The organism is Sinomonas gamaensis, from assembly GCF_005876955.1.
Classification (GTDB): Bacteria; Actinomycetota; Actinomycetes; order Actinomycetales; family Micrococcaceae; genus Sinomonas; species Sinomonas gamaensis.
Genome location: NZ_SSCL01000025.1, coordinates 22,476 through 35,091, shown reverse-complemented (window position 1 = coordinate 35,091; position 12,616 = coordinate 22,476). Strand labels below are relative to the sequence as shown.

Here is a 12,616-nt window from a genome sequence, read left to right as displayed (position 1 = left end):
TGGACGATGCTGGCCACCGTCAGCACCTCGTACTGCTTCCCCGGATCCGTGATCCCATCCTTCTTGAGCTCATCGACCGTGCCCGAGACCAGCGCCGTGAGGATGTCCTTCGCCGACGTCCCCACCGGGAACCGGTACTCCCCCGGCGCCAGATACCCCTCCAGGTTCTTCGCCTGCGCCGGCAGCCCGAACTGCCCCGGCTGGGCATTGAGCTTGTCCAGGTCCTTCCGGTCCACCCCCGCCGACTTCGCAATGATGTCCAGCGACTCATTCACCCGCAGCCCAGCACTGAGCGCGAAATACATCACCTTCGCACTGTCCCCCGCCAGCACCTGCGCCGCATCCGAGGACTTCATCTGCTTCTTGAACGTGAAATCACCCGGATGCAGGCTCGCGCCGGTCGAGGCGAACGCCTTGAGGAAGGTGTCCACGTCGGCGATCACGCCGTCCTGCTGGAGGTCCTGCGCGACCGCACGGGCCCCCGATCCGGGCTGGACCGTGACGACGACCTGTCCCGTGCCAGGACCTGGGTAGTCCGCGACCTTGTCCATGCCGAGAATCGGCCGGAGGACGGCGGCCCCCACGAAACAGGCCACCACGATGAATGCGAGCGTGATGGACATGGCCAAGAGTGCCTTGAACTGACGTGACCTCCGCCGAGGAGCCTTGACCTCCTCCGCCGACGCGAACACAGTCTCGTGCACGGTCGACTCATGGACAGCCGGCTCGTGAAGGGCGTCCTGGGCGTCCGGGACAGCCGTCAGAATGTCTGTGAGCAGCCCCGGTTCGGCAGCGGCAGCGGCCTCGGCGGCCACCGCGGGATGGGCGAGGGTCTGCGTACCGCTCGGCTGATGCCGCTGAGCAGCATCCCGATGGCGCCCGTCGACTCCATCGACGATGGGGAGGTCTGCGACCGCATCGGCGGCCGAGGAGGAAGCCTGGGAGGCCGCCCGCGCCGCCTGAGCGCGCTTGAGGACTGAAAGACCCCCAGTGGCAGGCTCGACCGGCGTTGTGCCGTTGCCCGGCCTCGCCGTCGGCGCCTGAGGGCGGGCCGTCGGGGCCTTGGGGATGGCACCTGTCGCGCCCTGGACCGGTGTGTTCTCGCGTGGACCTGCCGTGGGGCGGAAGCTCGCGGCGAGCCGTTCTTCTGCCTCGTAGACCGGAGCGCCCTTCACTACCAGATGGCTTGCCGATGCCGGGACGGGCGCGGGCCAGTCCGCGAGGGTCCGCCCGGTACGCGGACGGGAGAGAGGTCTGGCATCGTCCTGCGCTGGCGCTTCCGGGGTCGACGGTGCAGCAGGCGCCGCGGCGCCTGTCTCTGCGAGCTTGGCAGGCCGTGCCGCCTTGGGGGGCTGCTCAGACGGCTTGGTCGGCTCCGCCTTCTTGGGCTGCCCGGAAGGCTTCGGCTGCTCCGAAGGCTTGGGCTGCCCGGAAGCCTTGGCCGACTCGGCGAGCCTGCGCTCCTGTGCCTCGGCCTGCGCGCGCTCGCGTGCCCTGATCTCTCGACGGGTCAGGGGTCGGTCGGGCGCGGACCGGAACTCCTGGTCCTGAGGGTCCATCCTGGCTACGCACTCCTGTTCGGATCGTCTCGGCGGATTCCCCCACCGCGCTCCGCCTCGGGCGGCACAAGTTCTCCGGCTTCGCCGCCGCCTCCCTTGAGCAGGCTGAGGGCATGCTCAAGGATGCCGACGGCGGCCACCTGATCCACCACTCTACGGTGGTCCTTCGTCGCGAGGCCAGCCGAGCGGAGGCTCCGATGAGCCTCGACGGTCGTGAAGCGCTCGTCCACGAGCCGTACGTCACACGCGACGCCGTCGTCCGCAAGCCTGTTGGCGAGCAGCCCAGCGAAGGTCCGCGCCATCTCAGCTGAAGCGCTCTCGGCTCCTCTCAGGGTGCGAGGGAGACCGACGAAGACCTCGACGGCGTCCCGCTCTGCTGCCTCCCGAGCAACAACGCGGACGTCGTAGTTCTTCTTCTTGTCTCTCGTCAGCGTCCGGAGTGGGCTCGCGAGGATCCCGTCTGGATCGCATGCTGCCAAGCCCACTCGGACGGTGCCGACGTCGACCCCCAAGCGCACTCCTCGGCGGAACGCGGGGCGTTCCGCATCCGAACCTTCAATCGTCATAAGGCTGCTCCCCGTCAGAAGCCTCCACTAGCGAGCGGCCACGGCCGAGGCGATCGCCCCGAGGGCCTCGACGACCTTGGACGGGTCGGAGCCGCCGCCCTGCGCGACGTCGTCCTTGCCGCCCCCGCCGCCCCCGAGGATGCCCGCCGCCGTCCGCACGAGGGCACCGGCCTTAACGCCTTCCTTCCGAGCGGCCTCGTTCGTGGCGACAAGGATGAGGGGACGTCCGTTCGCCACTCCCGCCACCGCGACGACGGCAGCTGCGTCCGCAGCGCCCGCACCGAGCCGCCCGCGCAGATCGAGTGCCAGGCTGCGGACTTCATCAGCCGAAGAGACCTCGCCGGCATCGTGCGTGATGAGCCGAACACCGGCAACATCCTTCGCCGTGTCGGCGAGGGACGCGGCTGCGGCTGCAAGCTTCTCCTTGCGGAGGCGTTCGAGTTCCTTCTCGGCATTCTTGAGCTTGGCAAGCGTCGCGCTGATCCGCTCCGTGAGCTGAGCCGAGGGAACCTTGAACATCTCCGTGAGCTCGGACACGAGGGCCCGCTCGGCCGCCTGATGGCGGAAGGCGTCAAGCCCCACGAAAGCCTCGACACGACGATTGCCCGAGCCGACGGACTGCTCGCCGAGGAGCGTGAGGGAACCGATGAGCGCCGTCGAGTCGACGTGCGTTCCACCGCACAGCTCCATGGACCAGGGCCCGTTGATCTCCACGACGCGTACGCGTGAGCCGTAATTCTCACCGAAGAGCGCCATGGCGCCGGCCGCCTTCGCCTCGGCGAGCGGCATCTCAGAAGTGTTGACCGTGAAGTTGTCGCGGATCGCGAGGTTGGAGACCTCTTCGATCTCACTCCGCGCCGCACCGCTCAGTTGCTCGCCCCACGCGAAGTCGAACCGGAGGTAGCCCGCCTTGTTGAACGAGCCGCGCTGCACGGCCTCAGGCCCGAGGATCTGGCGCAGGGCCGCGTGGACCAGGTGGGTCGCGGTGTGGGCCTGTTCGGCTGCGTGGCGCCGCTCGCGGTCGACTGCGGCCCGAACCAGCGCGTCGGCCGGCAGCTCGCCTTCCCGGATGATCGCCTTATGGACGCTGAGCCCCTTCACGGGACGCTGGACGTCGAGGACCTCGGCCACGAAGCCGTCGCCTATGATGAGGCCGGTATCCGCAGCCTGACCGCCGGCCTCGGCGTAGAAGGGCGTCTCCTCCAGGACGATCTCGACCTCGGAACCCGCGGCGGCGCGGTCGATGTGCGAGCCCTTGGAGAGCAGCCCGCGCACACGGGATTCCCCTTCCAGCTCGGTATAGCCGGTGAAGACGGTCGGCCCCTGCGCGAGGAGCTCCTGGAAGACCGTGAGGTCCGCGTGGCCGCTCTTCTTCTCCTTCGCGTCGGCACGCGCGCGGCTGCGCTGATCTTCCATGAGCGCACGGAAGCCAGCCTCGTCGACCGCGACCCCGGCCTCTTCGGCCATCTCGAGGGTGAGGTCGATCGGGAAGCCGTACGTATCGTGGAGGGTGAAGGCCTCCTCGCCGGAGAGCGGGGTGCCTGAGGACTTCGAGACCTTGACAGCTTCATCGAGGCGAGCCGTGCCCGCGGCGATCGTGCGGAGGAACGCCTTCTCCTCCCCGTACGCGATACGGCTGATGCGATCGAAGTCGCGCTCGACCTGGGGGTACACGCCCTTCATCGCGTCCCGCGACGCGGGAAGGAGTGCGGGCAGCACGGGCTTCTCCACGCCGAGGAGTCGCATGGCCCGGACGGCACGGCGGATGAGCCGGCGGAGCACGTAGCCCCTGCCCTCGTTGGAGGGGGTCACGCCGTCGGCGATCAGCATGAGAGCCGAACGCACGTGGTCTGCCACAACGCGCATCCGCACGTCGTCGGCGTGGTGCGGGTCCTCATCCGTCTCCGCGGAAGTGTACTCCTTGCCGGAGAGCTCAGCGGCCTTGTCGATGACGGGGCGCACCTGGTCGGTCTCGTACATGTTCTCGACGCCCTGCAGGATCATCGCGAGACGCTCCATGCCGAGTCCGGTGTCGATGTTCTTCTTGGGGAGCTCGCCCACGATGTCGAACTCGACCTTCGAGCGCACATTCTCGATCTGGTACTGCATGAACACGAGGTTCCAGATCTCGACGTAGCGAGTGTCGTCCACCGCGGGGCCGCCCTCAACTCCATAGGCGGGGCCGCGGTCGTAGTAGATCTCCGAGCAGGGGCCCGCGGGACCCGGCTGGCCCGTGGACCAGTAGTTGTCGCTCTTGCCCATCCGCTGGATGCGCTCGGCCGGGATGGACGTGTTGGCGAGCCAGAGGCGCTCGGCTTCGTCATCCTCCTCGTACACAGTGACCCAGAGACGTTCCGCTGGAAGCCCGTAGCCGCCGTCGTCAACGCTCTTGGTGAGCAGCTCGAAGGCGAACTTGATCGCGTCCTCTTTGAAGTAGTCGCCGAAGGAGAAGTTGCCGCACATCTGGAAGAAGGTGCCATGGCGGGCCGTCTTGCCGACCTCTTCGATGTCACCGGTGCGGATGCACTTCTGCACGCTTGTGGCGCGCGGGAACGGCGGCTCTTCGCGGGCGGTCAGGTACGGGATGAAGGGCACCATGCCCGCGACGGTGAAGAGCAGCGACGGATCGCTCGAGACAAGCGACGCCGAAGGCACGGCTGTGTGCCCCTTGCTGACAAAGTAGTCGACCCAGCGTCGGGTGATCTCGTGCGACTTCATGGTCTGTGCTTCTACCCTTCTGAAAACCTGTGCAGCCGCGCTCCCGCGCGACCCAGTACGGCCGGCATCCTGCTCTGACCGCGACATTCAATTGTGCCCCGAACCGTCGGTGGGCCGCGAACGGCCCGGGCCTCTGAGGACTCGAGGCCGCTTAGGATTCGAGACCCAATGCGTTCCTGAGTTCGGTCTCGCGCACCGCCATGGCCCGACGAACGTCGTCCGCGAAATGCGCTGCCGAGTCCACGAGCCCGTTAGCCGCACGGTTGAGGCCGCCCTCCTGCGGGTTCGCGCGCAGCTGCTGCACCTTCCGGTACGCGGCCGCCCCGATCACCACGCCGAGGGAGAGCCAGAACACGCTCCTCATGCTGTGCCCCTCTCTACCTGCTCCGCCGACCGGTGGGCTTCGAACTGTCGCCCCGTTGAGCCCAAGCCATGCGGAGACCATAGGAGAACGACGCGACCTTGACGAGCGGGGAACCGACGGTGGCGGCGATGAGCGAGGAGAGGGCCGAGACGTTGGCGGTGGCATCCGAGACGTTCGCCGCGATGCCGTCGACCTTCTTCAGCTGTTCGTGCGTCATCGAGACCGTGGAAGTCACTTCGTCCATGAGCGGGGTCGCTCCGTCGGCGAGCGATCGGATCGACTGCCGGAGCTCGTCGAAGACCCGCCCCAGCTTGACGATCGGCACGGCAAGCAGTGCGACCAGGACGGCGAAGACGCCTGCAGCAATCAGGCCGGCGATGTCCGAGCCGGACACAATCCCTCCTCACGGGCCGCCGGTCGGCGTCCCTTCGCTACCTTACAGGGGCCGGCGCGGCATCCCCCTCAACGGCAAGACAGCCCAGACAGGCTGATGAGGATCAGCGCGCGTAGTACTCGACGACGAGCTGCTCTTCGCAGGTCACCGGGATCTCGGAGCGCTTGGGACGGCGCACGAGGCGGGCCTGGAGGGCCTCGAGCTTGACGTCGAGGTAGCCCGGCACAGCCGGGAGGACGTCGCGGTGCGCGCCGGCGGCGGCAACCTGGAACGGCGCCATCGTCTCGGAGCGCTCGTGGACGCCCACGAGCTGGCCCTCGGAGACGCGGAACGACGGGCGGTCGACGCGCTTGCCGTCAACGGTGATGTGACGGTGGACCACGAGCTGGCGGGCCTGAGCGATCGTGCGGGCAAAGCCGGCGCGGAGCACGAGAGCGTCCAGACGCATCTCGAGCAGCTCGATGAGGTTCTCACCGGTGAGGCCCTTGGTGCGCTTGGCCTCCTCGAAGAGGCGCGTCATCTGCGCCTCGCGGATGCCGTACTGGGCACGCAGACGCTGCTTCTCGCGGAGACGCACTGCGTAGTCGGAGTCCTGCTTCTTGCGGGCGCGGCCATGCTCACCGGGGCCGTACGGACGGCGCTCCATGTACTTGGCGGCCTTGGGGGTCAGAGCGATGCCGAGAGCGCGCGAGAGGCGCGTCTGCCGGCGGGCACGAGTGCTCGACACGGGTGTCCTTTCGTTGTGCAGGGTTCATGAATCCTGGCCTCCAGGTGGGAGAGCTTCGGCCCGCTGCTGCCTTCAGCTGCCATCCGCGCTGCTCTCGTCATGAAGGTGATCAAACAGGCTGTGATCGAACACAGCTCTGATTTAACACAGGCATAGATGAGGGCAGGCAGGACGTGCCAGACGATCATCTAGCCTATCACGTGCCTCGACGGTCAGCCCCCGCGAATGATCGCCCGCAGCCGCTCGAGCCGCGCGGCGATCTCCCGCTCGGCGCCGTTCCCGGTGGGGACGTAGTAGTCCTTTCCGACCAGGTCATCCGGCGGATACTGCTGACTCGCCACTGAATGGGGTGCATCGTGCGCATAGACATATCCGGCGCCATGCCCGAGCCGCTGCGCCCCCGCGTAATGGGCGTCGCGGAGGTGGGCGGGAACTCCCACCCCGCGCCCGGCGCGCACGTCGGCGATCGCGGCATTGATCCCCATATAGGCGGCATTCGACTTTGGCGCCGTGGCAAGGTGCACGACGGCTTCGGCGAGGACGATCCGACCCTCCGGCATGCCGATCAGCTGGACGGCCTGCGCCGCGGCGACAGCTGTCTGGAGCGCGGTCGGGTCGGCCATGCCGACGTCTTCCGCCGCAGAAATGATGATGCGGCGCGCGATGAATCTGGGATCTTCGCCTGCCTCGACCATCTTCGCGAGATAGTGCAGCGCGGCGTCGACGTCGGAACCCCTGATCGACTTGATGAAGGCACTGATGACGTCGTAGTGCATGTCGCCCTGGCGGTCGTAGCGAACCGCATGGACGTCGAGGGCCTTCTCGGTGTGGCGCACCTCGACGGTGACAGGCGCACCTTGGGGAGCGCCGTCGTCGTCCTCCTTGCGGCTCTCCCGTGCGGCCTCGTCGAGCGCGACGGCGGCAGCCGCTTCGAGCGCCGTGAGCGCGCGCCGGGCGTCACCTCCGGCCAGCCGAACGAGGTGCTCAGCGGCGTCGTCGGAGAGGACGACGGCGTCCCCCAAGCCGCGCACGTCGGTCACCGCCCGCTCGAGCAGGCCGCGGATATCGTCCTCGGTGAGCGGCTGGAGCGTGAGGAGCAGAGAGCGGGACAGGAGCGGCGCGACAACCGAGAACGACGGGTTCTCGGTGGTTGCCGCCACGAGCACGACCCAGCGGTTCTCGACGCCGGGGAGGAGGGCGTCCTGCTGGGCCTTGGTGAAGCGATGGATCTCGTCGAGGAAGAGGACGGTGGTGATGCGGTGCAGGTCTCGGGCCGTGAGTGCCTCGTCCATGACCCGGCGAACGTCCTTCACGCCGGCCGTGATCGCAGACAGCTCGACGAACTTCCGGCCGGGCCCGCGGGCGATGACGTGGGCAAGCGTCGTCTTGCCTGTTCCGGGCGGGCCCCAGAGGATGACCGAGCTCGGACCCGTGGGGCCACTCGCGGCCGCTCCCGCCGCGAGCTGGCGCAGCGGAGAACCCGGGCCCAGCAGGTGCTGCTGGCCGACCACCTCGTCGAGCGACCGCGGCCGCATGCGAACCGCGAGGGGGCTCCGCTGGGCCTCCCGGGTTCGGTCGAATGCCTCGTCGGCCTCGCCGTCGTCCGAGGACTCCAATCCGAACAGACTTTCCATCAGTCCTACGCTACCGCCGCCCGGCGGCCCCGCAACGCACGTCGCGTTGCGGGGCGTCTGCAGGTCAGGCCCGGGCCTTCTCCCCCACCGGCTTCTGCGGCGGGTTGGCGGACGGGGCCTTGGCCGGATCGAGCTTGGCGTCGACCCCGGCCTCCTTGCGCTGTTCCGGAGTGATAGGCGCCGGAGCCGCAGTGAGGGGGTCGTAGCCGTTGCCCGTCTTCGGGAACGCGATCACCTCCCGGATCGAGTCGACGCCCGCGAGCAGGGCGACAACCCGATCCCAGCCGAACGCAATGCCGCCGTGCGGCGGAGCTCCGTACTTGAAGCCCTCGAGCAGGAAGCCGAACTTCTCCTGCGCCGCCTCCTCGTCGATGCCCATCACCTTGAACACGCGTTCCTGCACGTCGCGGCGATGGATACGGATCGAGCCGCCACCGATCTCATTGCCGTTGCAGACGATGTCGTAGGCGTAGGCGAGGGCCTTGCCGGGATCCTGGTCGAACGTGTCCATGAACTCGGGCTTCGGCGAAGTGAACGCATGGTGCACGGCCGTCCAGGCGGAGTAGCCGAGCGCAACATCGCCGGACGCGACGGCCGACTCGGTGGATTCGAAGAGCGGAGCGTCCACAACCCAGACGAATGCCCAGTCCTTGGGGTCGATGAGGCCGGTACGGTGGCCGATCTCCACGCGCGCCGCACCAAGGAGAGCGCGAGAGGCGGACGGCTCGCCTGCGGCGAAGAAGATGCAGTCGCCGGGCTTCGCCCCGACGGCGTCTGCGAGGCCCTCGCGCTCGGCGTCCGTGAGATTCTTCGCGACCGGCCCGGCAAGCTCGCCGTCCTCCTTGAAGAGGACGTACGCCAGGCCCTTCGCGCCGCGCTGCTTGGCCCACTCCTGCCAGGCGTCGAGCGTCCGGCGAGGCTGGGAAGCCCCGCCGGGCATGACGACGGCGCCAACGTAACCGGCGGCATAGCCGGCTTTGAACACGCCGAAGGTCGTGTCCTTGAAGTATTCGGTGAGGTCCGTCAGCTCGAGCCCAAAGCGCAAGTCCGGCTTGTCGGAGCCGTACTTGGCCATGGCCTCCGCGTAGGTCATGCGGCGGATGGGCGTCTGCACCTCGACGCCGATGAGGTTCCAGATCGCTGCAACGATCCGCTCGCCGAGCGCAATGACGTCGTCCTGCTCGACGAAGCTCGCCTCGATGTCGAGCTGCGTGAACTCCGGCTGCCGATCCGCGCGGAAATCCTCGTCGCGGTAGCAGCGGGCGATCTGGTAGTACTTCTCGATGCCGCCGACTTGGAGCAGCTGCTTGAAGAGCTGGGGCGACTGCGGCAGTGCATACCATGAACCCGGCGCGAGGCGGGCGGGGACCAGGAAGTCGCGGGCGCCCTCGGGCGTCGAGCGGGTGAGCGTCGGGGTCTCGACCTCGACGAAGCCTTCATCGTGCAGCAGCTCGCGGGCCACGCGGTTGGCCTCGGAGCGCAGCCGCATCGCACGGGCGGGCCCGGGGCGGCGGAGGTCGAGATACCGATGCCGCAGGCGGGCCTCCTCGCCGACCTCAACGTGCTCGTCGACCTGGAAGGGAAGCGGATCCGCGGAGTTGAGGACGGTCACCTCGTCGGCGATGATCTCGATCTCGCCCGTGGCGAGCTGCGGGTTCTCGTTGCCCTCGGGCCGCTTCTGAACCGTGCCCACAACCTTCAGCACGTACTCGTTGCGGAGCCCGTGGAAGACCTCCTCCTCGCGCACCACGATCTGGGCGACGCCGGACGCGTCCCGCAGGTCGACGAACGCCACGCCGCCGTGGTCCCGGCGACGGGCCACCCAGCCTGCAAGCGTGACGGTCTGTCCAATGTGCTCGGAACGGAGGGAACCGAGGTCATGTGTGCGCAGCACAGCGCTCCTCTACGAAAAGTTCTGCCATAAGATCAGCGTGGCCTGCATGTGAGGCCCGTCAGACATCACGGAAAGTCTACCCGTCTGCGTGCTCGGGCACGCGAGGAGGAACAGTGACGACAGCCGGCGGCCTGAGACGGGAGCTGGGAACCGCAGACGCCACCGCGATTGGGCTCGGTTCCATGCTGGGGGCTGGCGTGTTCGCGGCATTCGGTCCCGCGGCAGCGCTCGCTGGCCCGTGGCTCCTCGTCTCACTCGTGCTCGCCGGAATCGTTGCCTACTGCAACGCCGTGGCGTCAGCAGCGCTCGCGGCCCGGTATCCCCACAGCGGGGGAACGTACATCTACGGGCGGCGGCAGCTCGGCCCGTGGCCCGGCTTCATCGCCGGATGGGGCTTCGTGACCGGCAAGTCGGCCTCGTGCGCCGCGATGGCCCTGACTTTTGCCCACTACGTCTGGCCAGCGGCCGCGATCCCGGTGGCTATTGCCGCCGTCGTCGGCCTCACGGCCGTCAATCTGCTCGGGGTGACTCGGACCGCCCTCGCGACCAAGGTGCTGCTCGTCGTCGTCCTCGGGGTGCTTGCGTTCGCTGCCGCGGCGGGGGCGGGCCTCGGAACGGCGAGGGCAACGGACGACGGCGCCAGCTCCCCCGGGCTGGGCATCTTGAGCGGCGCTGGGGTGCTGTTCTTCGCTTTCGCCGGCTATGCCCGGATCGCCACGCTCGGGGAAGAGGTGCGCAATCCCGCCCGTACCATCCCGCGGGCCATCATGGGCGCGCTCGCGGGCGCCTTCGTCATCTACGCCGTGCTCGCCGTCGTCCTCCTGCGCGGTCTCGGCCCCACGGGGCTCGCGTCCTCGTCCGCGCCTTTGGCGGACCTCATCGCGCCGCTCGGGGCGTGGGCGCGCGGCGTGGTCCAAGTGGGGGCCGCGTGCGCCTGCCTCGGCGCGCTCCTCGCCCTCGTGGCGGGTGTGGGCCGCACCTCGCTCGCGATGGCGCGTGAGGGCGACCTGCCGAGGCCCCTCGCACTCATCGGGCACCGGCGGTCCGTGCCGTGGGTCGCGGAGGTGACCGTCGCGGTCGTGGTCATTGTCCTGGTCCTGACATCGGACCTGCTGACCGTGGTGGGATTCTCCGGCTTCGGCGTACTGATCTATTACGCGATCGCCAACGCCTCGGCCTTCCGTCTCGAGGACCGCCCGGGCTTCGCTCCGCGCTGGCTCACCGTGCTGGGCTTCGCGGGCTGCCTCGTGCTCGCCGTGACGCTCCCCTGGCGCTCGGTTCTGACCATGACGGCGGTGCTGGCGCTCGGGGTCATTGCCCGCGCCGTCGTGCTCGCCGTACGGCGGCGCCGCGGCTGACAGCGTCGATCGGGATCAGGCCGACCCGAATCAGGCTGCCGGACCCTCCGATCGGCGGCGCACCTCGGGCACGAGGTCCTCCGCGGGAGGCATCCACGCTGCCGGATCCGCGGGGACCTGCTCGCCCGAGCGGATGTCCTTCACCTCGTGGCTGCCGTCGTGATGCAGGAACCAGACGAATGGGATGCCGCGCCGGTCCGCATACTTGATCTGCTTGCCGAACTTCTCGGCGCTCGCCGCCACCTCGGTCGGAACCCCGCGCGAGCGGAGCTGGGACGCGACCGCCTGAGCGGCAGCCCAAGACTCGTCGTCGGGAAGGGCGACGAGCACGGCGGTCGGCACGGAGCGGCTCGCGGTCGCCAGATCGGCGCCCAGGATCCGGCTCACCAGACGCGTGACGCCCACCGACAGCCCAACTCCCGGGAATTTCCGGCTGCCCTTCGTGGCGAGCGCGTCATAGCGGCCGCCCGAGCAGATCGAGCCGAGGTGCTCGTGCCCCACGAGCACGGTCTCGTAGACCGTGCCCGTGTAGTAGTCGAGGCCGCGGGCGATGCTGAGATCTGCAACGACGGTGCCCGGCGCGGCCGCGGATGCCGCCGCGATGACCTGCTCGAGCTCACGGAGCCCCTCCTCGAGCAAGTCGTCCTCGACGCCGAGGTCGCGGACTCGCTCCACGAATGAAGTGTCCTCGGCGCGAATCGAGGCGAGCTCGAGTGCTGCCTTCGCCTGCTCGGCCGTGGCTCCCAGCTCCTCGTGCAGCAGCTCCGCCACGCGTTCGGGCCCGACCTTCTCGAGCTTGTCGATGCTCCTGAGGACGCCAGCGGTATCAGTGAGCCCGATGCCCCGGTAGAAGCCCTCGGCAAGCTTCCGGTTGTTGACACGCAGCCGGAAGGGTGGAATCGGCAACGCCGAGAGCGCCTCGACAATCACCAGCGCCAGCTCGACGTCGTAGCGGAACGGAAGTGTTCCATCTCCGACCACGTCGATGTCCGCCTGCGTGAACTCGCGGGCGCGGCCCTCCTGCGGCCGCTCACCCCGCCAGACCTTCTGGATCTGGTATCGGCGGAATGGGAAGGCGAGATAGCCCGCGTTCTCGACCACGTAGCGCGCGAACGGAACCGTGAGGTCGAAGTGGAGGGCAAGGGCATTGGCGTCGCCCTTGCTGGCCGAATCCTCGTCGTCCTGGAGCCGGCTGAGGCCGTAGACCTCCTTGTCGATCTCGCCTTTGCGCAGGAGCTGGCCCACCGTCTCGACCGCACGGGTCTCGATGGAGCTGAAGCCGTGCAGCTCGAACGTCCGCCGCAGCGTGTCGAGGACATGGAGCTCCACCAACCGCTCCTGCGGAAGCCACTCGGGGAATCCGGACAGAGAGGCGGTACGTGCCATGGGGTGAATGCTCCTT

General features: G+C 68.5%; 10 protein-coding genes. 1 reads left to right on the top strand and 9 read right to left on the bottom strand.

Features of this window, described 5'->3' with window-relative positions; translation table 11 throughout:
• The 8 genes from E5679_RS21375 to aspS form a co-directional block, all read right to left on the bottom strand.
• The coding region (locus tag E5679_RS21375) for an endolytic transglycosylase MltG (protein ID WP_249336252.1) at nt 1-1,559 on the bottom strand (1,559 nt) is incomplete at its 3' end.
• A gap of 5 nt (nt 1,560-1,564) precedes the next feature.
• The gene (ruvX, locus tag E5679_RS20045; RefSeq protein WP_338055937.1) at nt 1,565-2,077 is read right to left on the bottom strand and encodes a Holliday junction resolvase RuvX; all 513 of its coding nucleotides are present in this window, start codon (nt 2,075-2,077) and stop codon (nt 1,565-1,567) included.
• Between the two features lie 75 nt (nt 2,078-2,152).
• Nucleotides 2,153-4,843, bottom strand: a complete 2,691-nt coding sequence (gene alaS, locus E5679_RS20040) for an alanine--tRNA ligase (protein WP_138419217.1) — start codon at nt 4,841-4,843, stop codon at nt 2,153-2,155.
• 151 nt (nt 4,844-4,994) lie between these two features.
• A complete protein-coding gene (locus E5679_RS20035; RefSeq protein ID WP_138419215.1) occupies nt 4,995-5,207 on the bottom strand; it encodes a hypothetical protein in 213 nt (70 codons plus the stop codon).
• Between the two features lie 13 nt (nt 5,208-5,220).
• The gene (locus E5679_RS20030; RefSeq protein WP_138419213.1) at nt 5,221-5,601 is read right to left on the bottom strand and encodes a DUF948 domain-containing protein; all 381 of its coding nucleotides are present in this window, start codon (nt 5,599-5,601) and stop codon (nt 5,221-5,223) included.
• Nucleotides 5,602-5,704: 103 nt separating this feature from the next.
• Nucleotides 5,705-6,328: a 30S ribosomal protein S4 gene (gene rpsD, locus E5679_RS20025; protein ID WP_138419211.1), complete on the bottom strand. Its 624-nt coding sequence runs from the start codon at nt 6,326-6,328 to the stop codon at nt 5,705-5,707.
• 212 nt (nt 6,329-6,540) lie between these two features.
• Nucleotides 6,541-7,962, bottom strand: coding sequence for a replication-associated recombination protein A (locus E5679_RS20020; protein ID WP_138419209.1), 1,422 nt, complete (start codon nt 7,960-7,962; stop codon nt 6,541-6,543).
• A 64-nt stretch (nt 7,963-8,026) separates the two neighbouring features.
• Nucleotides 8,027-9,856 (bottom strand): aspartate--tRNA ligase, encoded by a 1,830-nt coding sequence (gene aspS, locus E5679_RS20015; protein ID WP_138419208.1) that lies wholly within the window; start codon nt 9,854-9,856, stop codon nt 8,027-8,029.
• Between the two features lie 113 nt (nt 9,857-9,969).
• Here aspS and E5679_RS20010 point away from each other — a divergent pair, with 113 nt between their 5' ends.
• The gene (locus E5679_RS20010) at nt 9,970-11,214 is read left to right on the top strand and encodes an APC family permease (protein WP_138419206.1); all 1,245 of its coding nucleotides are present in this window, start codon (nt 9,970-9,972) and stop codon (nt 11,212-11,214) included.
• A gap of 30 nt (nt 11,215-11,244) precedes the next feature.
• Here E5679_RS20010 and hisS read toward each other — a convergent pair whose 3' ends face one another.
• Complete coding sequence (gene hisS / locus E5679_RS20005; protein ID WP_138419204.1) at nt 11,245-12,600, bottom strand: histidine--tRNA ligase; 1,356 nt, start codon at nt 12,598-12,600, stop codon at nt 11,245-11,247.
• Between the last annotated feature and the right edge of the window lie 16 nt (nt 12,601-12,616).

Coding starts and splice junctions, on each gene's coding strand:
- E5679_RS20035 (WP_138419215.1), bottom strand. CDS start 5,207: ATGAGGAGCGTGTTCTGGCTCTCCCTCGGCGTGGTGATCGGGGCGGCC.
- E5679_RS20020 (WP_138419209.1), bottom strand. CDS start 7,962: ATGGAAAGTCTGTTCGGATTGGAGTCCTCGGACGACGGCGAGGCCGAC.
- alaS (WP_138419217.1), bottom strand. CDS start 4,843: ATGAAGTCGCACGAGATCACCCGACGCTGGGTCGACTACTTTGTCAGC.
- hisS (WP_138419204.1), bottom strand. CDS start 12,600: ATGGCACGTACCGCCTCTCTGTCCGGATTCCCCGAGTGGCTTCCGCAG.